This window comes from Faecalibacter macacae (genome assembly GCF_003687725.1).
Classification (GTDB): domain Bacteria; phylum Bacteroidota; class Bacteroidia; order Flavobacteriales; family Weeksellaceae; genus Empedobacter; species Empedobacter macacae.
Map to the genome: position 1 here is coordinate 39,199 of NZ_RDOJ01000012.1, position 26,682 is coordinate 65,880.

19 protein-coding genes are annotated in these 26,682 nt (G+C 31.4%); 11 read left to right on the top strand and 8 right to left on the bottom strand.

Annotated elements, in window-relative coordinates; translation table 11 throughout:
• The first annotated feature begins 51 nt into the window (after positions 1-51).
• From EAH69_RS09395 to EAH69_RS09410, 4 genes are all read left to right on the top strand, one after another.
• Positions 52-582 (top strand): adenine phosphoribosyltransferase, encoded by a 531-nt coding sequence (locus EAH69_RS09395; RefSeq protein ID WP_121934947.1) that lies wholly within the window; start codon positions 52-54, stop codon positions 580-582.
• Between the two features lie 223 nt (positions 583-805).
• The gene (locus tag EAH69_RS09400; RefSeq protein ID WP_121934948.1) at positions 806-2,968 is read left to right on the top strand and encodes a S46 family peptidase; all 2,163 of its coding nucleotides are present in this window, start codon (positions 806-808) and stop codon (positions 2,966-2,968) included.
• Between the two features lie 123 nt (positions 2,969-3,091).
• Positions 3,092-3,652, top strand: a complete 561-nt coding sequence (locus tag EAH69_RS09405) for a biliverdin-producing heme oxygenase (protein WP_121934949.1) — start codon at positions 3,092-3,094, stop codon at positions 3,650-3,652.
• Positions 3,653-3,750: 98 nt separating this feature from the next.
• Entirely contained in the window at positions 3,751-4,200 is a 450-nt protein-coding gene (locus EAH69_RS09410) for a c-type cytochrome (protein WP_230466768.1), read from the top strand.
• A 66-nt stretch (positions 4,201-4,266) separates the two neighbouring features.
• On the opposite strand, the gene aspS is transcribed toward EAH69_RS09410, so the two are convergent.
• Both aspS and EAH69_RS09420 read right to left on the bottom strand, forming a co-directional pair.
• Positions 4,267-6,027: an aspartate--tRNA ligase gene (gene aspS / locus EAH69_RS09415; RefSeq protein ID WP_121934951.1), complete on the bottom strand. Its 1,761-nt coding sequence runs from the start codon at positions 6,025-6,027 to the stop codon at positions 4,267-4,269.
• Between the two features lie 126 nt (positions 6,028-6,153).
• Positions 6,154-7,839 carry an amino acid permease gene (locus EAH69_RS09420; protein WP_121934952.1) on the bottom strand — a complete coding sequence of 562 codons (1,686 nt, stop codon included), beginning with the start codon at positions 7,837-7,839 and terminating at the stop codon, positions 6,154-6,156.
• Between the two features lie 135 nt (positions 7,840-7,974).
• Between EAH69_RS09420 and EAH69_RS09425 the strand changes: the two genes are divergently transcribed.
• Positions 7,975-9,009 (top strand): M28 family peptidase, encoded by a 1,035-nt coding sequence (locus tag EAH69_RS09425; RefSeq protein ID WP_121934953.1) that lies wholly within the window; start codon positions 7,975-7,977, stop codon positions 9,007-9,009.
• Positions 9,010-9,067: 58 nt separating this feature from the next.
• Here EAH69_RS09425 and EAH69_RS09430 read toward each other — a convergent pair whose 3' ends face one another.
• Positions 9,068-11,296 (bottom strand): T9SS type A sorting domain-containing protein, encoded by a 2,229-nt coding sequence (locus EAH69_RS09430; RefSeq protein ID WP_121934954.1) that lies wholly within the window; start codon positions 11,294-11,296, stop codon positions 9,068-9,070.
• An 87-nt stretch (positions 11,297-11,383) separates the two neighbouring features.
• On the opposite strand from EAH69_RS09430, the gene EAH69_RS09435 reads away from it, so the two are divergent.
• Positions 11,384-12,835: an aminoacyl-histidine dipeptidase gene (locus EAH69_RS09435; protein ID WP_121934955.1), complete on the top strand. Its 1,452-nt coding sequence runs from the start codon at positions 11,384-11,386 to the stop codon at positions 12,833-12,835.
• Positions 12,836-13,126: 291 nt separating this feature from the next.
• On the opposite strand, the gene EAH69_RS09440 is transcribed toward EAH69_RS09435, so the two are convergent.
• The 4 genes from EAH69_RS09440 to EAH69_RS09455 form a co-directional block, all read right to left on the bottom strand.
• A complete protein-coding gene (locus tag EAH69_RS09440) occupies positions 13,127-13,720 on the bottom strand; it encodes an RNA polymerase sigma factor (protein WP_121934956.1) in 594 nt (197 codons plus the stop codon).
• A gap of 195 nt (positions 13,721-13,915) precedes the next feature.
• The gene (gene gap, locus EAH69_RS09445) at positions 13,916-14,920 is read right to left on the bottom strand and encodes a type I glyceraldehyde-3-phosphate dehydrogenase (RefSeq protein WP_121934957.1); all 1,005 of its coding nucleotides are present in this window, start codon (positions 14,918-14,920) and stop codon (positions 13,916-13,918) included.
• 46 nt (positions 14,921-14,966) lie between these two features.
• Positions 14,967-15,953 carry a 6-phosphofructokinase gene (gene pfkA / locus EAH69_RS09450; RefSeq protein WP_121934958.1) on the bottom strand — a complete coding sequence of 329 codons (987 nt, stop codon included), beginning with the start codon at positions 15,951-15,953 and terminating at the stop codon, positions 14,967-14,969.
• 69 nt (positions 15,954-16,022) lie between these two features.
• Complete coding sequence (locus EAH69_RS09455; RefSeq protein WP_230466769.1) at positions 16,023-16,727, bottom strand: DUF4294 domain-containing protein; 705 nt, start codon at positions 16,725-16,727, stop codon at positions 16,023-16,025.
• Between EAH69_RS09455 and EAH69_RS09460 the strand changes: the two genes are divergently transcribed.
• The 4 genes from EAH69_RS09460 to EAH69_RS09475 all read left to right on the top strand — a co-directional run bounded on the left by EAH69_RS09460 (position 16,726) and on the right by EAH69_RS09475 (position 21,729).
• Positions 16,726-17,817, top strand: a complete 1,092-nt coding sequence (locus tag EAH69_RS09460; RefSeq protein WP_121934959.1) for a M42 family metallopeptidase — start codon at positions 16,726-16,728, stop codon at positions 17,815-17,817. The two genes, EAH69_RS09455 and EAH69_RS09460, sit on opposite strands and share 2 nt — an antisense overlap.
• 135 nt (positions 17,818-17,952) lie before the next feature.
• Entirely contained in the window at positions 17,953-18,573 is a 621-nt protein-coding gene (locus EAH69_RS09465) for an L-threonylcarbamoyladenylate synthase (RefSeq protein ID WP_121934960.1), read from the top strand.
• Between the two features lie 21 nt (positions 18,574-18,594).
• A complete protein-coding gene (gene yaaA / locus EAH69_RS09470) occupies positions 18,595-19,350 on the top strand; it encodes a peroxide stress protein YaaA (RefSeq protein ID WP_121934961.1) in 756 nt (251 codons plus the stop codon).
• A 69-nt stretch (positions 19,351-19,419) separates the two neighbouring features.
• Entirely contained in the window at positions 19,420-21,729 is a 2,310-nt protein-coding gene (locus EAH69_RS09475; RefSeq protein ID WP_121934962.1) for a hypothetical protein, read from the top strand.
• 5 nt (positions 21,730-21,734) lie between these two features.
• Here EAH69_RS09475 and EAH69_RS09480 read toward each other — a convergent pair whose 3' ends face one another.
• Entirely contained in the window at positions 21,735-22,925 is a 1,191-nt protein-coding gene (locus EAH69_RS09480) for a Pycsar system effector family protein (protein WP_317124739.1), read from the bottom strand.
• Between the two features lie 25 nt (positions 22,926-22,950).
• Here EAH69_RS09480 and EAH69_RS09485 point away from each other — a divergent pair, with 25 nt between their 5' ends.
• Positions 22,951-26,667, top strand: coding sequence for a metallophosphoesterase (locus tag EAH69_RS09485; protein WP_121934989.1), 3,717 nt, complete (start codon positions 22,951-22,953; stop codon positions 26,665-26,667).
• The last annotated feature ends 15 nt before the right edge of the window (positions 26,668-26,682 follow it).

Sequence of the window (26,682 nt, forward strand, 5' to 3'; positions counted from 1 at the left end):
TTATAGTAGATTTTCTTTAACTTTGGGCTTTAACAAAACATAATATTAAATATGTCAACTCTTCAAGGTCGTATTGATCAGACAATCGCTAATGTAGCAGATTTTCCAAAACCAGGTATTCAATATAAAGACATTACGCCATTATTTTTAGATGCAGAATTATCGAACGATATCGTAGATGCATTTGTAGAAAAAGCGAAAGGTAAAATTGATGCGGTTTGTGGAATAGAAAGTAGAGGATTTTTATACGGAATTCAGATTGCACAAAAATTAGGAGTTCCATTTATATTAGTTCGTAAAGCAGGTAAATTACCACCTCCAACAGTTTCTCAATCTTATGATTTAGAATACGGACAAGCTACAATTGAAGTGAATGAAACGTATATAAAAAATGATATGCGTATTTTAGTACACGACGATGTGTTAGCAACAGGAGGTACGGCAGAAGCTTGTGCTAAATTAGTAGAGAAATGTGGAGGAAAAGTAACACAGTTTTCTTTCATCGTAAATTTAGAATTCTTAAATGGTTCAGATAAATTAACTTCATTTACACAAGATATTGTTTCTTTAACAACTTACTAATAGTATACTATTATAGATTAAAGGCTTATTCGTTAGAATAAGCCTTTTTTTATGAATATTATTTAAAAATAGAGTAAGATGATAGAGTTAGTAAATATTTGAAATATTATTAATAATTTATGTACTATTTATTCAAATCCGTATAATATTACTGATTTTAACTACATTGTTAGGACAAATATTATATCTAATGTATTTTAGCACCGTATTAAGTATAAAAGAAATGAAAAAACTATTACTATCAACACTTGTTGCAGTATTGTTTTTCCCAATGAAGCTTAAAGCGGATGAGGGAATGTGGTTTTTAATGTTCATTGAGCGTTTAAATCACCGCGATATGCAAAAGCAAGGATTACAGTTAACTGCTGAAGAGATTTACAGCATTAACAATAATTCATTAAAAGATGCAATTGTTCAATTTGGAGGTGGATGTACTGCCGAAATTATTTCTGACCAAGGTTTAGTTTTAACGAATCACCACTGTGGTTACGGAAATATTGCACAATTATCTACACCAGAAAATGATCACTTAACAAACGGATTTTGGGCAAAGAATAAATCTGAGGAGTTAAAACCAGATAATTTAAAAGTTCGTTTCTTCGTTCGTATGGACGATGTTTCTAAACGTATTTTAGGAACTGTAAATGAAAAAATGTCTGAAGCTGATCGTGAGAAAGCAATCAACAGAGAAATTGCTAAAATCGAAAAAGAAAACAGCGAAAACGGAAAATATGTGGTTTCTGTTCGTTCATTCTTCCAAGGAAACGAGTATTACTACTTCGTTTACCAAGATTATCAAGATGTACGTTTAGTTGGTACACCTCCAGATATGATTGGTCGTTTTGGAGGAGATACAGATAATTGGGAGTGGCCTCGTCACACAGGTGATTTCTCTATGTTCCGTGTTTATGCAGATAAAGATGGAAATCCTGCAGACTATTCAACAAACAATGTTCCCTTAAAACCAAAGCACCATTTACCAATTTCTTTAAAAGGTTATAAGTTAAATGATTTCGCTATGATTTTAGGTTACCCAGGTCGTACTAACCGTTGGATGCCAGCGCAAGGTGTTGCTCAAAACATCGATTACGCTTACCCAGCTTGGGTAGAGGCTTCTAAAGTTGGTATGGATAACATTAAAAAATACCAAGAGCAAAATCAAAAAGTAAATATCGATTACGCTTCTAAATTTGCAGGTTTAGCAAACTACTGGAAAAACCGTGACGGAATGATTGTGGCTTTAAAAGAGCACCAAACAGTTGCGAAAAAATCTAAGTTAGAGGCTAAATTTAACAAATGGGCGAACAAAAAAGCTAATAAAGCTGAATATGGAGATGTAATCAAAAATTTAAATGATTACTATGCTAAAACTAATTTAGATGCGCGTCACAATAATTACTTAGCTATCTTAATGCGTTCTGCTGCTTTAGCATCTGCGCCTTACCGTTTAGGTAAATCGATTGAAAATTATGCTGATGCAAACGATGCAAAACGTGCTGAAATGTTACCTCAAATCGAGGCAATGATTGAAGCGATTTACGGTAAAATGCACTTACCTTTAGAGAAAGATGTATTAGCTGCTCAATTAAATTTATATGCTTCTAAAGGAGCTGAAGCTGGTTTATCACCTTACGTTGCTGAATTAGCAAAAGGAAACGGAAACGATTTTACATCTTTTGTTGAAGAAGCGGTTTCTCGTTCTTTCTTTGCAGATGCTGCACAAGTGAAGAATTTCTTAATTTCTCCAGATGTTGAGGTTTTAAAGAAAGATCCTTTATACATTTTATCTTCTTCTTTAGTAGAGCGTCAAGCAAAGAAAACTGAAGAACAAGCACAATTAGAAGAAGTTTACGCAAAGAATTTCCGTTTATTAGTGAAAGGTTTACGCGAGTCTAAAATCGGTGATATTTTATATCCAGATGCAAACTCAACTTTACGTTTAACTTACGGATCAATCCAAGCTTTACCAAAAAGTTTAAATCCAAACCGTCAACCAGATGCGCCTGCTAACTACTACACAACAATGGAAGGAGTTGTAGCGAAGCACAAAGCTGGTGATGCAGAATTCGAAAATCCAAAGCGTTTATTAGAATTAGCTGCAGCTAAAGATTACGGTCGTTACGCTGATAAAGATGGATATATGCCAATCAACTTCTTATCAAACAACGATATTACAGGTGGTAACTCTGGTTCTCCTGTAATGAATGGAAAAGGAGAGTTAATCGGTTTAGCATTCGACGGAAATATCGAAGCAATGGCTGGTGATGTAATCTTTGATCCAAAATTACAACGTACAATTTCTGTAGATATTCGTTACGTGTTATGGGTTGTAGACAAATACGCTGGTGCGACTAACATTATCGACGAATTAACAATTGTAGAATAATACAATTTTTAAATATATAATTAAAAACCTTCAGACTTTTCTGGAGGTTTTTTTATGATTTTAGATGAGATAATAATTTATTTAATGCAGTATATTTATTGGTTTAGAAATGAATCCTGAATTATGATGGTTACAGAATTATTAAAGACAGAAACAAGGCAATATCACGATGAAATAGAGCAGAAGTTGGAATCAAATAAATTGTTTGACGGAACTTTTACGCAAGATAATTACTACAAAATGTTAGTGGTAAATCATCAATTTATTAAAGCATATGAAACTGAAATTCATGCGTTTTTGAATAATTCGGATAAAGAATTATTAAACAGAATCAATTTTAATAAATTAAGTTTAATAGAGAAAGATATATTAGAATTGAAATTATCTCCGAAGGAAATTGGTACTATTAATCATTTAAAAAATCGTGCAGAAGCTTTAGGTGCTTTGTATGTTATTGAAGGTTCGATGTTAGGAGGAATGGTAATCGCAAAGCAATTAAAAAAATATCCTGATTTAGAAACTGCTAATTTTAACTACTTTGGTCATTATGGTCAAGATATTGGTCCAATTTGGAAAGCTTTTGTAAATTACTTGAATGAACAAATTATAGACGAAAACGAGAAACAAGATACATTACAAGGTGCTGTAAAAGCCTATCAATATTTGATTGCTTGTACAGATTAAATTAATAAAACTTTATTTATATCAATTTCAAATTTTGATTTAGGGTATATTTATTGTTAAAATTGCTTTAACTTGTGATTACATAAGAAAACATAATAGTGAAAAAATTAGGATTTTTAGCTGCTGTATTAGTTGTAGTTGCAAGTTGTGCCTCAGTAACTAAAGGAAAAGTTGATCAAGGGAAAGAAGTAGGAAAGGTAGAGTCGCAATGGGCAAACTTAAAAGTTTTACCACAAGACATTTCTGAAGATGAATTAAAAGGATTAATGCGCGAGTATAACGCAGCATTAGGTGTTAAATGTAATCATTGCCACGCAGCAAATCCTGAAACTGGTAAAATGGATTTTTCTTCTGATGCGAAGAAAGAAAAAGATTATGCTCGTCATATGATTACAATGACAAATGAATTGAATAAAAAACATTTTGATTACGATCCGGCAGATAAACAAAAAGTTTCTTGTTTTACATGTCACCAAGGAAATATAAAACCGAAGAAATTTACTGATATAGCTCCTGCGGCTCCAGTGACTCCAAGTCCATCGAAATAATAAATGATATAAACTAAAAAGCCAACTCGTAAGAGTTGGCTTTTTAGTTATTTTCTATGTGAAAAATTATTCTTTTCCTGTAAAAGTAGAAGCAATAAATAATTCGTCCATTTGTGTTCCGTCAATAGTTGATGGTGCATCAATCATTACATCACGACCTGAATTGTTTTTAGGGAATGCAATGTAATCACGAATTGTTTCAGAACCATCTAAGATCGATACAAAACGGTCAAATCCGAATGCTAAACCTCCGTGAGGTGGCGCACCATATTTGAAAGCGTTCATTAAGAATCCGAACTGAGCTTCAGCTTGTTCTGGTGTAAATCCTAATAACTCAAACATTCTTGCTTGAATATCTTTATCGAAAATACGAATAGATCCTCCACCAATTTCGTTTCCATTTAATACCAAATCGTAAGCATTAGCACGTACTTCACCTGGATTTGTTGCAATTAATTCCATATCTTCTGGTTTAGGAGAAGTAAATGGGTGGTGCATTGCGTGGTATCTTTCAGATTCTTCATCCCATTCTAATAATGGGAAATCTACAACCCATAATGGAGCAAAAACTTCAGGATTTCGTAATCCTAAACGTTCTGCAATTTCCATACGTAAAGCAGATAATTGACCACGAACTTTGTTTGTGTTTCCAGACATTACTAACATTAAGTCACCTGGTTTTGCTTTCATACGCTCTGCCCAAGCAGCTAAATCTTCCTGAGAGTAGAATTTATCTACAGAAGATTTGAACGTTCCGTCTTCGTTGTAACGAGCCCAAACTAAACCAGTAGCACCGATTTGTGGACGTTGTACCCATTCGATTAATTTATCGATATCTTTACGTGTGTATGCGTTACATCCTTCTGCAGCAATACCAACGATTAATTCTTGCTCATCAAAGATTTTGAAATCTTTACCTTTCGCTAAATCAGTAATTTCACCGAATTCCATTCCGAAACGAATATCTGGCTTATCATTTCCATAACGGCGCATTGCATCTGCAAATGTCATACGAGGGAATTGATCAAATTCTAATCCTTTGAAAGTTGATAATAAGTGTTTCGCTAAACCTTCGAAAACATTCATAATATCTTCTTGTTCAACAAACGACATTTCACAGTCGATTTGTGTAAACTCTGGCTGACGGTCTGCACGTAAATCTTCGTCACGGAAACATTTTACAATTTGGAAGTAACGGTCTAAACCACCTACCATTAATAATTGTTTGAATGTTTGTGGAGATTGTGGTAACGCGTAGAATTCACCTGGATTCATACGAGATGGAACCACGAAATCACGCGCACCTTCTGGCGTAGATTTAATTAAAACTGGCGTTTCAACTTCTACGAAATCTTGTGCATCTAAGTATTTACGAACTTCCTGCGCAACTTTTGAACGGAAGATTAATTTATTTTTAACTGGATTACGACGAATATCTAAGTAACGATATTTCATACGGATATCTTCACCACCATCAGTATTATCTTCGATTGTGAATGGAGGTAAGGCAGATTCATTTAAGATTGTAATGCTTTCTGCTAAAATTTCGATATTTCCTGTAGGAATGTTAGGATTTTTAGAAGCTCTTTCGATAACTGTACCAGTTACTTGAATTACGAACTCACGTCCTAATGAACGAGCAGTTTCAAATAATTCTGTCGAAGAACGTTCTTCATCTAAGATGATTTGCGTGATTCCGTAACGGTCACGTAAATCAATCCACATCATAAAACCTTTATCACGTAACGTTGAAACCCATCCGCTTAACGTAACTTTTTCATTAATGTTGGCTTGTGTTAATTCTCCACAAGTATGTGATCTAAACATCTGTCGTAAAATTTATAGTGCAAATGTAAAGTTTTGAGGTGAAATAAAGAAGTTTATCTACTATTTTGAATGGATTAAATGTATAAAAAAAGCGATTCAAATCTGAATCGCTTTAGAAAATATAGATTAAGAATTTTGTTGTCTTAATTTACTGTGTTTATGTCCGTACATAAAATAAATTGCTAATCCGATAGCTAACCAAATCACGAAAATAATCCAATTACTAGCACCTAATTCACTCATTAAATATAAGTTAATCATAATGCCAATTACAGGTAATAATGAGAAGTTATGTTTGAAACTTAAAATACTCATTACTAAAAACGCAATCCAAAAGATAACAACTAATGATTTATGAGCAATTAAATCCATAGAACCTAATGTTTTCCATTGTTCTAAAGAATCTTGTCCGTAGATAAATGTTAAAACGATTCCAGCTATAAATGCTAATGGAACGATATATTTACCATTGATGTAAGGAACTTTAAATTTAGATTTTTCAGATAATCCTGTTTTATCCATGTATAAAACTCCACCACAAACTACGATAAATGCGAAGAATGTTCCAACAGAAGTTAAATCAACAAAGAAATCCATTTTAAGGAATAAAGCAGGAATTGCAACTACAATACCAGTGATAATTGTAGCGTAAGATGGTGTTTTGTATTTAGGGTGAACGGTTGCAAATTTCTTTGGAATTAATCCGTCACGAGACATAGTCATCCAAATACGAGGCTGAGCTAATTGGAAAACCAATAATGCACTTGTAATTGCAACTACTGATGTTACAGAAATAATACCAGCCATATGATCAAATCCTACGTAGTGGAAAACATATGATAATGGATCTTTTACATTTAATTCTGTATAATTAACCATACCAGTTAATATTAATGTGATAGATATGTATAATGCAGCACAAATAATTAAACATGCAATCATAGCACGAGGTAAATCGCGTTGAGGATTTTTACATTCTTCGGCTGTAGTCGAGATCGAATCAAATCCAATAAAAGCAAAGAATACAGCAGCTACACCACCCATTACACCACCTAATCCGTTAGGTGCAAAAGGTGTCCAGTTTTCAGGTTTTACAAAGAATGCACCACCAATAATTACGGCTAAAATAATTCCGATTTTAACGATAACCATAAAGTTACTCGCTTTCTTAGATTCTTTAATACCGATATAAACTAACATCGTAACAAGTACTGTAATAATACCAGCAGGCAAATCGAAAATAATTGGTAATCCACCAATATTTGGGGCTGTTTTATAAGCTTCTAATGCAATTTTTTCTACGCCACTTAGTTTATCAACACCAATTTCTAATGATTTTTGATAAGCTTCAGTTGCGTATTGTGGCGCCATTGTAAGCCATTTTGGTATATGGATTCCGAATCCTTCACACATGGATACAAAATATTGCGACCAAGAGATAGCAACAACCATATTGGATACTGCATATTCTAATATTAATGCCCAACCTATTATCCAAGCGAATAATTCTCCAAAAGCAACGTATGCGTAAGTATAAGCAGATCCTGAAACAGGAACTGTACTTGCAAATTGAGCGTAAGATAATGCTGTGAAAACACAAGCGAATGCAACAAACACAAATAATAGTGAAATTGCAGGACCTCCATTAAATGCGGCTAAACCAATAGTACTAAAGATTCCAGCACCTACGATTGCTGCAATTCCAAGACTTACAAGGTCAGTTACTCCTAAAGTTTTTTGTAGTGAGTTGGTGTTTTTCTCGGCATCAGATAGAATTTGATCTACTGATTTTTTCTTGAATAACTGGGACATAAAGGGAATAAAATTTAAGGCACAAATATAGAAACAAGATACAAAAATTCGATTATTTTTTGTTTATTTATAATATAATTAGAGTTCAACTGAATAATATTCAGTAAACTTGATTTAATATCATAATAAATTCACATGAAACAATTTTTAATTGCATTAACTGCGCTAACATTTTTTACGGCTACAGGTTGTAACAGCCAAAAACAAATGTCTACAGAAAAATATGAAAAAATATTACCTAAGTATGTAGATCAGGTTTCTGAGGTACAATTAAAGAAACAACTTTATATTATAGCTGGACCAGAAATGGAAGGACGAAATGCCGGAACTGCTGGTGAAGTAAGAGCTGGTAATTACATTTCTAACTATTATAAAGAATTAGGAATTAATGGGCCGAAAGGAGATTATTTTCAAATAATTCCTGCTGCTACATTTAAACGTGTTGCAGGTGAAATGCGAAACGTAATGGGATTCATTGAGGGTTCTGAGAAACCAGAAGAGATTGTTGTAATTTCTGCTCACTATGATCATGACGGAATTAAAGATGGAAAATTATATCCAGGTGCTGATGATGACGGTTCAGGAACTGTTGCTGTAATGGAAATTGGTCGTGTTTTCCGTGAAGCAGAGAAAAAAGGAATTCGTCCAAAACGTTCAATCTTATTATTACACGTTTCTGGTGAAGAGAAAGGATTATTAGGTTCTAAATATTATTCAGATAATCCAATTTTTCCATTAGCTAATACAATTGCAAATGTAAATATTGATATGATTGGTCGTGTTGATCACGAACACAACGATGCAACAAGAGATTTCGTTTATGTGATTGGTTCAGAAATGTTATCTTCAGATTTACATAAAGCGGTTTTAGCAGCTAATGATGGATTAGGAATTAATTTAGATATGCGTTACAATACGCCAGATGATCCAAACCGTTTTTACTACCGTTCAGATCACTATAATTTTGCGAAGCACGGTATTCCATCTGTTTTCTTCTTTAATGGAGTTCATGATGATTACCACCGTCCAACAGATACACCAGATAAAATTGAATATGATTTATTAACGCGTAGAACAAAGTTAGCTTTCAATACTATTTGGAAATTAGCAAATGCAGAAAATAGACCAGTTGTGGATAAGGAATCTCCGATGCCAACTACAGGTAGATAATATAAATAAAAAAGACCTTCAGTAATTGAAGGTCTTTTTTTGTTATATGAAATTGGAATTATTTAACGATAATTTTTTTCGTCATTGTTTTTCCGTTTTCTGTTTTAATATTGATTACGAATGTACCTTTTCCGTATTGTTTCAAATTAACCTTTTGATTTCCTATTCCATTACCTTGTTTTACTTTTTGTCCTAAGGCAGAATAGATTTCATAGGTGTATTTTCCTAAATTATTATTTACTTCTAAATTAATAATATCATTTGTAGGATTTGGATAAACAGCAATTTCGTTTGATGCAAGATTTGAAATACCTAATGTACCACTTACTTTAAAATTGACTACAGCTTCATCTCCGAAACTAGCACCAGAAGCAATAACTTCTCCATTAGGTAATGTTAATGAATAAGATCCGTTTCCGTACTGACAACAAATACCATCACCATAACTATCTTCTAATACAAATTTGTAACAATCTTCAGCTAAATTGTCAAAATTGATATTGTAAGTAGTTGAATTTGTTAAATTAACTCCAGATTGCACAATTTGATTTTGAGAATTGTATAAATACCAAGAATTCTCTTCTGCATAACGATCTGTTACTAGATTTAAGGTAACTTTATTGGTGTTTAGAGTTTCTAATACATTAAAATTACTTAACGAAATATTGTTATTTGGATTTAAATCTCCATCCAATACAACTTCAGATCTAAAACTATGTGTCCCAGCTGAAAATTCTTGATTTTCAATATTTATAGTTCTTGTTTCTCCAGCAGCTAACGTTTCATTAAAAGATAAAGTCGTTTCAGCATCTTCATTAAATTTATATTTTAATTGATAGTTTGAAATTGCTTGTGAACCAACATTTTTAACTACTATTGAAGGAGCAATATTTCCATCACAATCCGCAACAGTAGTTTGAGAATTGATACTGATATCATTTGCAAGTAACTCTTTTACATAATGATCTGTTGTCATTACCTGTGAATTAATAGGATCTAGCCAATCTTTTAAACGGCTAGATGCATTTCCGCCACCTTCCCATGAAGCATCTATTCTTCCATAAAAATCATATTGGTTATTAGGTGAAGTTCCGCTACAAGCAGCATAACCTCCATATAATTGACCAATGATTCGTCCATTGTGATCGAATAATCCAGATCCAGAAGATCCACCTTCAGTAACTCCTAAATCCCAAGCAGGAATTTCCCAAGCAGAAATTCCACTTCTAACTTTTTTTAGTGGTGGAGAATAATATTGTGCAATTTTCATGATATCTCCATCTGGATGGTGTAAGCCAGTAACATTTTCTGGAATATTTCCAGATCTATCCCATCCTGACCAAACTAATTCCCAATCTGTTGGAACTTCACTAGTTAATTTTAACAACATCATATCAGTAGATGGATTTCTAGCCTTGATTTCAGCACCACTTAAACTGTAAATTCTTGGTCCATCACCACTAGGAGCGGTAGTTGCACAATCAGGATTTTCACTAATCCATTTAAATCTAAAAGTCCAAGCTGGAGTTGCAGAACTATAACAATGATTAGCTGTTAAAAAATATGGAGTTCCATCGTTTGCAGTATTGGTAACTAAAGTTCCAGAACACCATTCTGTTGTTCCGCTTAAAATTAAAGCAACAGCATTCTTTTGTTGTTCCCATTCATCTCCAGCAGTACAATTTACATCAACATTACAATGTCCAGATGTATTTAAACCTTTAGTTGGTGTTTTAATGTTATTTACTGTTCTATAACCATGTACAACTTCTGCAATTTCAAAAGTCGATAATCCAACTTCATTTGCAGGTTCATAAAATTCTATAGTAACAGTAGAACCATCAATTGGCCAAGTTGCAACCTGTTTTTCCTTTGTATTTTCTTTTGAAGTGTAATAACCTAAAAATTGCCCATCATCATTGTGTAAATATAATTTTGCATTATTAGAAAATCTGTAGTTTTTTAATAAGAAATTTAAGGTTTTAGCATCTTGAGAAATAATTTTTAATCTCCAAATTCTGTCTCCATTAGGTAAAGTTATCCAAGATCCATGAGTTGATGGTGAATAATTTACTTTAAAATCTTTACCAAAACGAAAAGGTTTAGTGATTAATTGATCGTTTATTTGATCTTCTGCTTTTAAAGCATCTAAATCAAATTGAGGCATTTCTATTGTAGGAACATTATTCTTTAATTGATAAGATTGGCTATAAATTTCTCCTTGTTCAGTAATTTGCGCAAAAGATAATGTACCAATTAATATAAGTGGTAGAAAAAATTTCTTCATATTTTATTAATGTATAGTGTAAATTATTTCCTAATGTACTCATAATAATTAATTCTTTCTTAATTTTGGGGTAAATTATTATTAAAAATGTCTGATATATTAGCATTGGAACCTAAAGCGTTATGGAAAAATTTCGCAGCATTAAATGCAGTTCCAAGACCTTCTAAAAAAGAAGAAAAAGTACGTGAATTTATCATCAAATTTGGTGAAGATTTAGGGTTGAAAGTTGAAACTGATGAAGTTGGAAACGTATTAATCAAAAAATCTGCTTATCCAGGAATGGAAGATCGTAAAACAATTGTTATGCAATCGCACTTGGATATGGTATGTCAAAAAAATAATGATGTAGAATTCGATTTTGATACTCAAGGTATCGAAATGTACATTGAAGATAACAAATTCGTAACTGCAAATGGTACTACATTAGGTGCGGATAACGGAATTGGAGTTGCTACAATTATGGCAATTTTAGAATCTAAAGATATTCCTCATCCAGCCGTTGAAGCGTTTTTTACGATTGACGAAGAAACAGGAATGACAGGAGCATTAGGTTTAAAAGCAGGTTTCTTATCGGGATCTATTTTATTAAACTTAGATACTGAAGAAGATGACGAATTAGATATCGGATGTGCTGGTGGAATTGATGTTACTGCAAAGAAAACATATGTTACTGAATCTGTTGAAGGGACAACATTTAAATTAGAATTAAAAGGATTACAAGGTGGTCACTCAGGAATTCAAATTCATGAAGGATTAGGAAATTCTAACAAATTAATTGCTCGTATTTTAACTTTAGCTATAGCAAATGGTGGTCAAATTGCCCACATGGAAGGTGGAAGTTTACGTAATGCAATTCCTCGTGAATCTTGGGTTAAATTTGTAATGCCTACTTCTAATGTTGAAACTTTTAAAGTAGCTTATGAATCTTTAAGAGCTGAAATTATTGAAGAGTACGCAACGATTGAACCAAATATGGTAATTGCTTTAGAAGAAACAGATGCATTAACATCTGCAATGTCTTTAGTAGATTCTAAAATCTTTGTTCAAGGAATTATGGCTGCATTTAATGGAGTTTACAGAATGAGCCCGGATGTTGAAGGTTTAGTTGAAACTTCAAATAATGTTGCTAGAGTAGAGGTTATCGAAGGAAATGTAAAAGTTTTATGTTTAACACGTTCTTCTGTAGAATCTAACAAAATGGCATTAGCTGAAACTTTAAAAGCTAGTTTTGAATTAGCAGGTTTCCAAGTTGCTTTTTCTGGAGCTTACCCTGGATGGAAAGCTAATCCACAATCTGAGATTTTAGAGATTATGAAAGAAATCTACGTGAAACAAAATGGGACAGAACCTAAAGTTGTAGCTTGTCACGCTGGATTAGAATGTGGAATTATTGGAACAAATTATCCAGGATTAGATATGATTTCATTTGGTCCAAATATTTCTGGAGCTCACTCGCCAGATGAAAAAGTTGAAATTGTTTCTGTTCAAAAATATTGGAAGTACTTATTAGAAGTTTTAGAACAAATTCCATCTAATTGAATAGATTATGGATGTTCTAATTCTAGAAATATTTAGAATAAAACTTCAATATAAAATATAAAAAATCCGAAGCTTTTGGCTTCGGATTTTTTATTGAAATAAAAACAATATGTTTAATTTAAATGTACAATAAACTTTTCCTTAAATAAATTTAACTGTAAAGCATTTACACTTTTTGAGTATGATAATATTTTTTCTATTGTTGACTGTTTAGGTTCTAAAATTGGTTTAGCTTCTTTCATGTTCTTATCAATCATTTTAATTTAAACGCTAAATGATTTGATTTATTATTTAGTCAACTGTTAAAATAATATTATTGTTTTCTATAACTTTTCTTAAATTGATTAATGCATAACGCATTCTACCTAATGCAGTATTAATACTAACATCAGTTTCTTCAGCAATTTCTTTAAAGCTTAAATCTTTAAAAATTCTTAATTCTAAAACTTCTCGTTGATCGTCTGGTAATTGTTTTACTAATTTTTTCAAATCACAATCAATTTGGTCTTTGATGATTTTAGTTTCAGAACATTCGTCCATTACACCGATGTAATCGAAAATATTATAATCTTCACTATAATTTGAAGATTCATGTATTACGTTAAAACGTTTATTTAATCTGAAATAATCAATGGTAAGATTGTGGGCAATACGCATTACCCAAGGTAAAAATTTACCTTCGTCATTGTATTTTCCTCCTTTTAAAGTTAAGATTACTTTTACAAATGTATCTTGGAAGATATCTTCAGTAACATCTCTGTCTAAAACTTTTGAGTAAATAAAACTATATATTCTACCTTTATATTTCTCTATTAACGTTTGTAACGCATCTTCGTTACCATCTTGGTACGAAGATATAAGTAGAGAATCGTCCTCGTAATTCATATGTGTTAAATTATGTCGTTGTGTTATTTTTAATAAAAAGTAGAATTTCTATTCTATAGGCATTAGTTTTATTTTGTTAATGAATCAAATATAGAATTATTTATTAATGAAAATAAAATTTTAACATAAAAAAATATTAAAAAAGCTCTTCTATTGAAGAGCTTTGAATAAATTGTATGATATTTTATTAAAAAATTAAATTTTAGAGGCGTGTTCTAATAAATCTACAACCTTGTTAGAGTATCCCATTTCGTTATCATACCACGCAACTAATTTTACAAAAGTAGGAGATAACATGATTCCTGCTCCAGCATCAAAAATACTTGTGCGGACATCTCCAACGAAATCTTGAGAAACTACAGCGTCTTCTGTATAGCCAATAATTCCTTTTAAAGGTCCATCAGCAGCATCTTTCATCACTTTTTTGATTTCGTCATAGTTAGTTTCTTTCTCTAAACGAACAGTTAAATCTACAACAGAAACATCAACCGTAGGAACACGGAAAGACATACCAGTTAATTTACCATTTAATTCAGGAATAACTTTACCAACTGCTTTTGCAGCACCTGTAGATGAAGGAATAATATTGTTCATTGCGCTACGCCCACCTCTCCAGTCTTTACTTGATGGTCCATCAACAGTTTTTTGAGTTGCAGTAGTTGCATGTACTGTTGTCATTAATCCTTCTGCAATACCAAAGTTTTCATGAATTACCTTAGCTAAAGGCGCTAAACAGTTAGTAGTACAAGAAGCATTAGAGATAATTGTATCTTCAGCAGTTAATTTATCTTCATTAACTCCCATAACGAACATTGGTGTATCGTCTTTAGATGGTCCAGTTAAAATTACTTTTTTAGCACCTGCTTCGATGTGTTTTCCAGCAGATTCTTTAGTCATGAAGATTCCTGTTGCTTCAATAATGTAATCAGCGCCAATTTCATTCCATTTTAAATTTGCAGGATCTTTCTCTGCAGTTACACGAATTTTTTGACCATTTACAATTAATGTATTTCCTTCAACAGAAATTTCACCTTTAAATGCTCCATGAACTGAATCATATTTTAACATGTATGCTAAATAATCTGCATCTACTAAGTCATTAATTCCAACAACTTCAAAATTTTCTCTTTCTGCTAACACTCGGAAAACTAATCTTCCGATACGTCCGAATCCATTGATTCCAACTTTAATTTTTGACATAATTTATATATATTTTTTTCCCTTTCTTAAAAGTAATGATTTTGAATTAAATAGAAAGTATATTTGCTACTTTGATTAATTCTTCATCAATTTCGTTGTGTTTTTTAATCGCTTCATCAATAGGAGTAAATACAACTTTATTAGAACGAATACCAGCCATAAGATTTGTTTTATGATCTAATAAACCTTCTACAGCGGCAATCCCTAAACGAGATGCTAAGACTCTATCTTGACATGTAGGAGAACCTCCACGCTGAATGTGTCCTAAAACTGTAACACGAATATCATATTCTGGATGCCTTGCTTGTACTTGTTTTGCAATTTCATATACACCACCTAATTGTTCACCTTCAGCAATAACAACTATACTCGATTTTTTACCTGTTTCTTCAGAACGTTCTAAAGAATTACATAAATCTTCAACACTATCTTTTTGCTCAGGTATTAAAATATCTTGTGCACCAGAAGCTATACCACTATTTAATGCAATAAAACCTGCATCACGGCCCATAACTTCTACAAAAAACACACGATTATGAGATGTTGCAGTATCGCGCAATTTATCAACAGCTTCAATAACAGTATTTAAAGCTGTATCGTAACCAATTGTGTAATCAGTTCCGAAAATATCGTTATCGATTGTACCTGGAACCCCTATAAATGGTACATCAAATTCTTGATGAAAAATATTAGCACCTGTAAAAGAACCATCACCACCGATTACAACTAAAGCATCAATGTCGTTTTTTTTTAGGTTTTCATAAGCCTTTTGGCGACCTTCTTTTGTTCTAAATTCTTCTGAGCGTGCAGTTTTAAGAAATGTACCTCCTTGGTTTATAATATTTTTCACATCACGAGGGCCCAATTCAATCATATCATCATGAATTAAACCTTCGTATCCATGCATAATACCAATAGAAGCAATTTCATAATATTTACATGCTCTAACAACTGCTCTTAAAGCAGCGTTCATTCCTGGTGCATCACCACCTGAGGTTAATACACCTATTTTTTTTATAGTAGTTTTTGTCACAGTTTTTCCCTTTTATTATTTCAAATATAATGATAAAGTTTTTTACGAATAAGTATTATTCCTTATTCCTTATTCATTATCATCATAAATTGGCTGTAGAACGCCATCTGCAATATCTCTTTGGAGTATAACAATAATGTATAAATCCTCTCTTGTACGTTTCGGGTCAAAAGTTTGTTTAAGGTTTATATCATATGCGCCTCCAGCGGTGTTATATAAAAATGCAGAAACACCTCCACGAAGTTCTTTGATGATATCGTATGTAGTTTTATTCGTTTCCTTATGAATAAGTTTAGTTAGAATTTGACCTCGAGAAACGGTCATGTTTTTCAATTGATTTTCAAATTGATCACCTAATTTTTTTTGACGATCTTTAATAAAACGTCTTTGGTCACGTCTACGATCCATTGTATTTACTGTGTCCATAACAGAATTATATTCTCTTACAGCAGTTCGTACATACGGCCACACATCTCTTACTCTCTTACGTAGCCAGAAATAATACTTTTTTTCTAAATCTGTTTTTAGTTGAACAGAGTAAAATTGTGAATCATGTAATTGTATCGTATCAGCAATAACTAAATTTCCATCAATAATCGTATCATTCTTAATCTCGCGATTAGCAGAGACTCCCATATCTAACCCAAAAATCTGGGCATCAGCAACATTAAAACCTATCAAAATTAGGAGTAAATTGAAATAAAACTTCATATCTATATCAGCCTCAAAAATTGTTCCTAAAGTAGTATATTTGTTTGAAATAAAACTAATCATGGCAACAAATAATTTATTTGATCAACAATCGTTAGATTTTTTATCAAAATACTTAAACACTGCATCTCCAACCGGTTTCGAGTCTGAAGGGCAAAAGGTTTGGATTGACTATGTTAAACCATATGTAGACGAAATTAGAACTGATAATTATGGTACTGCTTACGGAGTAATTAACCCTGATGCACCTTATAAAGTTGTAATTGAAGCTCACGCTGATGAGATTTCTTGGTTTGTGAATTACATTTCTGAAGATGGATTAATCTATGTAGTTCGCAATGGAGGTTCTGATCATATGATAGCACCTTCTAAAGTTGTAAATATTCATACAAAGAAAGGTATTGTAAAAGGTGTTTTTGGATGGCCTGCAATTCATTTACGCCAAGGAGGGAAAGAAGAAGCGCCAACTCAAGATAAAATTTGGATTGACTGTGGATGTATTTCTAAAGAAGAAGTTTTAGAGTTAGGAATCCACGTTGGTTGTGTGATTACATATCCAGATGAATTTTTTACTTTAAATGATAGGTACTTTGTTTGCCGTGCGATTGATAACCGTATGGGAGGATTTATGATTGCTGAGGTAGCTCGTAAATTATTCGAAAACAAGGATCAGATTGATTATGGTTTATACATTGTAAATGCAGTACAAGAAGAAGTTGGTTTACGTGGTGCAGAAATGGTTACACAAACAATTAAACCAGACGTAGCAATTATTACAGATGTTACACATGATACAACAACACCGATGATTACAAAATCGAAAGAAGGTGAGCAAAAATGTGGCGACGGACCAGTAATTTATTACGCACCAGCGGTTCAAAATAATTTAAGAGAATTAATTATTGATGCTGCTGAACAAAACGATATTCCATTTCAGCGAGCAGCGGCATCTCGTGTTACAGGAACAGATACAGATGCATTTGCGTATAGTAATGGAGGAGTTCCTTCGGCATTAATATCGTTACCATTACGTTATATGCACACAACAGTAGAAATGGTTCATCAATCAGATGTAAAAAATGTTATTGAATTGATTTATCAATCAGTAAAAGAAATAAAAAACGGTCAAAGTTTTAAATACCATAATTACTAAAATGTAATACATCTTAAAAAGCTATCCAATCGGGTAGCTTTTTTTATCAATTTTAGTTATTAATTCATCAACAAGTAAAATTAGTGATACCATCGGCTAACACATTATTTCGTATCTTTGAGAAAACAATCGACTATGGCAGATTATATCCGAATTCATCCAGAAAACCCTCAAGAAAAAGCAATCGATCAAGTAGTAAAAATATTACGTGATGGTGGTTTAGTAATTTACCCTTCAGATACCGTTTATGGTTTGGGTTGTGATATTACAAATCAAAAGGCGATGGAAAAGTTAGCACGATTAAAAGGTGTTAAATTAGATAAAGCTCATTTTTCGATTATTTGTAACGATTTAAGTCACTTATCAAATTATACTTTACCAATTGATAATGGAACATTTAAGATTTTAAAACGTGCGTTGCCAGGTCCTTTTACGTTTGTTATGAATGCTTCTAAAAATTTACCTTCAGCTTATAAAGGGAAGAAAACGGTAGGTATTCGTGTGCCAGATCATTTAGTTCCGCGTATGATAGTAGAAAAGTTAGGAAATCCAATTGCCTCAACTTCTATTTATGATGAAGATGAAATTGTAGAATATACAACTGATCCAGAATTAATTTATGAGAAATGGGATAACTTAGTTGATGCAATTGTAGATTCTGGTTACGGTGATAATGTTGCTTCTACTGTTGTTGATATGACAGATGGAGTAGAAGTTTTACGTGAAGGAAAAGGAGATATAGAAGACTATTTATAATTAAAAAGAATATAATACGATATGAAGATTTTACTTTCGCCTGCTAAAATGATGAGTTTAGAAACCAATGCAGATTGGAAAGCGACAACTCCTCAATTTTTAGAGCATTCGCAAGAAATCATGAATGTAATGAAAGAAATGAGTGCAACTGATTTGGAAACTTTAATGAAGATTTCTAAAGATATTGCTGATATGAATGTAGAGCGTAATCAAGAATGGAGTGTAAAGCCAACAGCAAAAAAATCTGTTTCTGCAGCTTTAGCTTTTAAAGGTGAAGTTTATCGTGCTTTAAATGCTGAAACTTTGTCAGAAGATGCTCAAAAATACATGAATACAAATGTGTTTTTACTTTCAGGTTTATACGGAATGTTACGTCCTGCCGATAAAATAATGTTGTATCGTTTAGAAATGGGTTCGAAATTGGATGTAAATGGTTCTAAAAATTTATATGGTTTTTGGAAAGAAATTTTAACTCCATTCTTCAATTCTAAATTGAAAAAAGACGAGTTTATTTTAAACTTAGCAAGTAATGAATATGCGAAAGTTTTAGATAAAAAAGCATTGAAAGTACCAATGGTTGAGGTTGAATTCCAGGATTATAAAGACGGGAAATTAAAGAAAATTATGATGTATTTTAAACACGCTCGTGGAGCTATGGCTCGTTATTGTGCAGAAAATAATGTACAAACATTAGATGAGGTAAAAGCATTTGATGTAGATGGGTATCGTTATGATGAAAACCTTTCCAAAGAGAATTTATTAATTTTTACACGATAAAATTAATTGAATATATTAATAAGAAAAGACTGCTTTTAAGCAGTCTTTTCTTATTTTAGTCTATAATTTATGAATAGAGATAGTTTTCAATTACCATTTAAAATTAAATTTTCAATTGGTCAAATCATTGCAGAAATAGAGGCTTCTGATAATAATATTGGAGAGCTTAAAGTAATTTTGGATTATATTAAAGAGTCTTTACCAGAGTTGATTGATGGTGTTGATACTATTGAAGAATTCGAATATACATTGACGGATATTGCTCCAATTATGGAGCGAATTATGCCAAAAGCTTTAATGAGGAATTCATTAAAAGCGTTAAGTTTTCCCTTAATTGATAAATTTTATTTTCCAAGTGAAGATTTAAGAGTAATTATAGAAGATCAAGGAACAAAAATTAAATCATTTTTTCATGATTTTACAGAAGAAAATTATTACAAGCTTTGTTGTTGTTTTATTCTTTCTAAATATTACAATATTAATATAGAGTTAGATCATACTAATCTTTTAGAAGTAGATAATGGAAAAGGTTTTTTTACGTATTTAACTGTGATGTATAGTTTTGAATACCTTGAAATTAAACCTATAAATTCTAAATTTGAATTAAGTATAGATCAGATTGAAGATCTATTGAATAATTACGAAAATACAGATTTGTGGTATCAATATTTTCCTGTAAATTCTTGGATAGTAAAAGGGATTGTACTTTCTACTTTATTTGATAACACCTCTCAAATTGCGCTTTCTAATTTAAAAACGAGATTATTAACTTCTCGTGAATCAACAGATCAAATTAATACTGATGTGGAAAATTCTTTTAAATCTATTTTTAAATTATCTCACTTAGAAATTGGTTTTTCTTCATTTAATTCGGATATCAATGCAATTGTTGATTTTCAGTTGCCAATTATGACAAAAAGTATGGTTTTAAATGAAACTAAAATACTTTATATCGGAAATATATTTTGTAATAATTTGACAAGTGTGATGAATCACACTGACTATTTTGTGATCTCAAACGCAAAATCTTATCTACAAAAAAATCCAACAGATGTTTTAGCTAAAAATTTATTAGCAAATGGATATAATAGTATAATTATGTATCCGTTGCGAAAAAATGGTGAATTTTTGGGAATTTTAGAAATCGTTTCAACCAAATCAGGTGCTTTTAATCGTATTAATGCAAACCAAATTCGTGAGATTTTACCATTAATTGAAGGGTCTATTTTTAGATATTACAGCGATTTCGATCATCAGGTAAATTCATTTATACAGACAGAGTTTACTTCCTTGCATCCAAGTGTCGAATGGAAATTTAAAAGAAGAGCAAAGGAGGTAATTATGAATCCTGATACAATACAAAAGAAAACACAAATTCAGTTTCAAGATGTATATCCAATGTATGGTGAAATTGATGTAAGAGGTTCGTCTTTTTTACGAAATCAGTGTATGAAAATTGATTACAAAAATCAGATTAACTTCTTAATAAAAGTATGTGATGAATTATTTTCTCGTACAAATGAAGTTAAGTTTTTGGATTATATAGAGAAATTAAATGGTTTCTTAAATCGTATAGAACATGTAGATAAAATTTATTTTGAACGTGAAATATTTGAATATATATCATTAAAAATTCATCCTGAAATTCCAAAATATACTAAAGAAAATGATCAATCGATTATAGCAGAGTATTTAGGGAAATTAGATGAAATTACTGGATTGTATTATGTCGAACGTAAGAAGTTTGATACATCTATTTTTAGACTTAATGAATTGTTGTCTTCAAAATTAGATTTGTATCAAAATGATGCGCAAGCGATTTTCCCGCATTATTACGAACGATTTAAAACCGATGGAGTTGATTTTAATTTATACGTTGGTAAATCAATTAATCCGACGAAAGAATTTGCGTATCAAGATGTAAAAGATATTCGTTTTTGGCAATTGCAAGCAATGATTGCGATGGAACAACAATATTATTTATTAAGAACTAATTTGCCAATTAAGATTGAAGTAGCATCATTAATATTAGCAACAAATATGCGTTTAGATATTATTTTTAAAATGGATGAAAAACGTTTTGATGTTGATGGATACAATAATGCTAAATATGAAATTATAAAGAAAAGAATCAATAAAGCATTTATTAAAGATTCTGAAGAGCGAATAAATGTTCCGGGGAAATTATGTGTAATTTATACAGATGATTTTTTAAAGGATGAATATTCAATTTACATCAAAGAACTTATCAAACGTGGATATTTACTTGATGAAATTGAATATTTAGAAGTTGGAGATCTGCAAGGAATTGGAGGTTTATTGGCAATCCGAGTACCGATAAATTATGATAATATAATTGAGAAATATGATAAGTTTTAATCAACTTAATTATTCATAAATAATGCAATACCAAATGCTAAAACCGAAAGTATAGTTCCGATCATAAAAATAGTATATGTTACGCTTAATAGGCGATATTTTCGTTCCAATACTTTACCTAAATAATATAAATCTCTCGTCAAAGAATTGTAAACATAATCGCGATCTTTCATTAATTCGTTCATAGCTTCTTCGTAAGAATCAAGCGACATTTGATAGAAATTTCCGAAAAATAAAAGATTCACTTTTCGTTTTTGTAAATCTTCTTCTGTAAAGTTTTCGTAAGTTACATTCGGCTTTGTAGATAAGATTGCAAAAATTATCGAAGCAACACTAGCAACTAATAAGACACATGACGGAATAATTAAATATTCATTTTTTGGAGCAGATAATTTTGGAATTAGAGTAGATAAAGCAATAGAAATAATAATTGCATTTACAGATAATAAAATATTTGCTTTAGAATCTGCAATATCACTTAATCTTGTATGATTACTTAAGGTAACTCTAAAAAGTGTATCAACGCCACGATCCATTTGTTGTGCCTTGTCGTTTTTCTTCTTTTTTAATTCGTATTTATTCAGCGATTCACCAACTAATTCAATTTCATTGATTTTACTTTGAATTGACATCAAATTAATATCTTTTTGATTTTGCCATAATTCCTTTGCTGCATCCGTGTAATAGCGGTGATGATTGATAAAGAAATTACGATTTTCTTGATGCCATTCAAAATCAGAAAATTCTTTTTGATAAACTTTCTTAATTTCGATTCGTAACAATTCAGCAAATTTATTATAATCTGTATGTCCTAAATGAAAAGAATCAGCATCTCTAATTATTGATTCAGAAATGCTTTGCGGAACATATTTTAATTCAGTAGTTAAAATTAATCCTAAAATTTCATTTATACTTTCATCAGAGAATAAATTTTCAGTTAAATAACGTTTTGCAATTTCAGCACTATGTTTTTCATGCTCGTTGATTGATAATGTATATCCAGTATCATGTAACCAAGCAGCCATGATAATATTTTGTGTCTGATTTTCATTTAAATCATACTTATTTATCAATGTTTTCGCAGCTTCTACAACCATTGTAGTATGCATAAAATTATGATAAGTGTAATCAAAAGAAAGGTTATCTTTGAATAAATTAAAAACGTAATTTTCTACTTTTTGTAGCTGATTAATCATGTTACAAATTTTATTTATTAAAAGTATGAAAAATCTTCTTAGCCTAAATAATATAAACAAAAAATATCCTCTTTACCTGTTATTAGGATCTTCTTTTTTTCTGGCTGCTTGTGCAACAAATAATGCACAATTTGGTAAGAATTTGAAAGAAAATCCGATTGAAAAGGTAACAGGTAATAAAATACAATCTTTTTACTTAGTTGGTGATGCAGGAAATCTGGATTTACCTGATAATGAAAAAAATTTTAATATACTTAAAAATGATTTAGCCAAAGCAGATTCAGCCTCATATCTAATATTTTTAGGAGACAATATATACCCTAATGGTTTAAATCCAAACAAGGATACTGAAGAGAATAAAATAGGTAGAACTAAGCTTGACTTACAGATTGATTTAGCTAAAAACTTTAAAGGAAAAACTTTATTTGTGCCAGGAAATCATGATTGGTACAGTGGTTTAGATGGTTTAAAAGCACAAGAAAAATATATTAAAAAGAATCTTGATCAGAAAAAAATATTTTTACCAAAAGACGGTTGTGGAATTGATAAAATAAAAGTAAATGATTCGATAGGAATTATCACTTTAGATTCTCAATGGTATTTAGAAGATTGGGATCAACATCCAGGAATTAACGAAAAATGTGACATTAAAACACGTGAAGCTTTTTTCGATGAATTTGAATCTCAACTGAATAAGTTTCAGAATAGGACAACCCTTTTAGTTGTTCATCATCCTTTAGCAACTAATGGATCGCATGGAGGGAAATATAGTTTCCGCCAACAATTGTTTCCATTTGATAATAATATCCCATTACCGGTTATAGGTAGTTTCTTAAATTTAATTCGAGCAACTTCGGGTTTAAGTCCACAAGATTTACAAAACCCTAATTATAGAGAGTTTGCCTCTCGTATTTCTACTTTATTACAAGACAGAGAAAATGTAGTTGTTGTTTCAGGTCATGATCATAATTTACAATATGTACAACAAGATAATTTAAGGCAAGTAATTAGTGGTTCAGCGTCAAAGGAACAAGCAGCCAAAGCGGTTGGTAAAAATGATTTTTCTTTAGGTAAAAAAGGTTATGCAGTTTTAGATGCATATGATAATGGATCAACTCAAATTCGTTTTTATGAATTTAAAGAGGAAGATTCAGAATTAATGTTGGCTAAAAAAGTTAATCCAGAAAAGAAAGTTTACGTAGATCCTGGATACCAAAATCCTTTCGAGGGACAGGTTAAAGCTTCAGTTTATACTAAAGATATGACGAGAAAAAATGATATTTATAAATTCTTTTTTGGTCGACATTTTCGTAGTATTTATAGTAAGGAAATATCAGTAGAATCTGCTAATTTGAATCATATTTATGGTGGATTAACTCCGATTAGAATGGGAGGTGGGCATCAAACTAATTCTTTACGATTAACTGATAAACAAAATAGAGAGTATAACATGCGCGCAGTTAAAAAAAGTGCAACTCGTTTTATACAATCTGTAGCGTTTAAAAATGATTATGTTGTTGATGATTTCGAAAATACATTTACAGAAAAATTCTTGATGGATTTTTACACAACAACAAATCCATATTATCCGTTGGTTGTACCGCCAATGCAAGAAAAATTAGGAATACTGCATGCACAACCAAAGTTATTTTATATCCCAAAACAAACAGCATTAAAAGAATATAATGAACGTTTTGGTGACGAATTATATATGATTGAAGAACGTCCGATGGTCGAGCATCAAGATGTAAAACGTTTTGGTTCGCCAAATGATATAATTAGTACGGACGATATGTTAGCTAATATTCAGAAGAATAAGAATACATATGTAGACAAAGATTCGTACATGAAGGCACGACTTTTTGATATGTTAATTGGTGATTGGGACAGGCATTCGGATCAATGGCGTTGGGCAGAATTTCAGAATGGTAATGATATTGTTTATTATCCAGTTCCTAGAGACAGAGATCAAGCATTTCCTCGCTACGACGGGTTGTTTTTTAAAGTAATCATGGGTATTCCTCCTTTAAGACATATGCAAGATTTTAAAGATGATATCAAAAGTGTAAAATGGTTTAATCGTGAACCTTATCCACTAGATTTAGCAATATTAGAAGCATCTGATTTAGAGGCATGGAAAGAACAAGCAACGTTTATACAAAATAATTTATCGGAAGATATTATTAGAAAATCGTTTGAAAATATTCCGTCTGAAGTTAAAAACGATTATGACAATGAAGTCATAGATAAAATACTTGCAAGAAAAGATAAGTTACACACTTTTGCTGAAGAATATCACAAAGTTTTATCTAGAATTGTGATTCTGAAAGGATCTAATGAGAAAGATGAATTTATCATTACTCGTTTACCTAAAGGCAAAACGCAAGTTAAAATATTTTCTGGAGAGGAAAGAAAATTGGTGTTGGACCGTACTTTTGATAAACATCTGACAAAAGAAATTAGAATTTTTGGTTTAAATGACTCAGATAAATTTGTTGTTGAAGGTAAACCGCATAATCCAATTAAAGTGAGGTTAATTGGAGGTATTGATGACGATACTTATGAAGTGAAAAAATATAGAAACGTAACAGTTTACGATTATAAAAATGGAAATACAACCAAAGCATCTTCATTTTTAACACAAAAGAAATTAGTAAACGATTACGAAATTAATACATACGATTACAAAATGCCAATGTATAATGTCTTTACGATGTTACCAAATGTTGGTTATAATCCAGATGATGGAGTTAAAATTGGTTTAGCACCAACTTATACATTTAATGGTTTTGATCGTAAACCATTTTCGTCACGTCATACAATCAAGTTAAATTACTTTTTTGCAACGAATGGTATCGAGGCGAATTATAAAGGTACTTTTATTAAGGCGATTGGTAAATGGAATTTAGATATCAATGGTCGTTATACATCACCTGCTTTCAGTACAAATTTCTTCGGATTAGGAAATACAACCGAAAACAACCAAAAGGAATTAGGGATGAATTATAATCGTGTACGACAACAGAGTTATGAATTAGGACCTTCTATTTATAAAATTTTTAGAAATGATGGTCGATTAGATTTATTTGCAAATTATAAGTTTATAAAAGTAGAAGAAAATCATGATCGTATCGTAGCTGTGTCACCTGATATAAATAGTGAAGTTTTTAGAGGTCAAAATTTCACAGAAGTTGGAGCAAATTATTTGTTTAGAAATTATGATAATGAATCATTACCAACTCTTGGAATGACTTTCTTAGCTCATGCAAAATGGGTAACGAATAACGAAAAACTAGAAAATAATTTCATTTTTTCTGAAGTTAATCTTGGATTTACGCATAAACTTTCTGCAAATGGAAGATTAACAGTTGCATCTATGGTAAAAGGAAAGGCTATTTTCGGAAATGGATATGAATTTTATCAAGGTGCAATATTAGGTGGTGATCAAGATTTACGTGGTTATCGTAATGGTAGATTTGTAGGTGACAGAACATTATTACATACTTCAGATGTCCGAATGGATTTATTAAAAATTAAAGCTGGAGTACCGATGAGATTGGGTTTATATGCTGGTTTTGATTATGGTAGAGCTTGGTTTGATGAAGAAAATAATAGTAAATGGCACTCATCTTATGGCGGTGGAATTTGGCTAAATGGAGCACAAATGATTACAGCTAGAGTATCTTATTTTAAAGGTTCTGATCCAGGCCGTATTGTATTTGGATTAAATTTTGGTTTTTAGTCTACATAAAAAAAT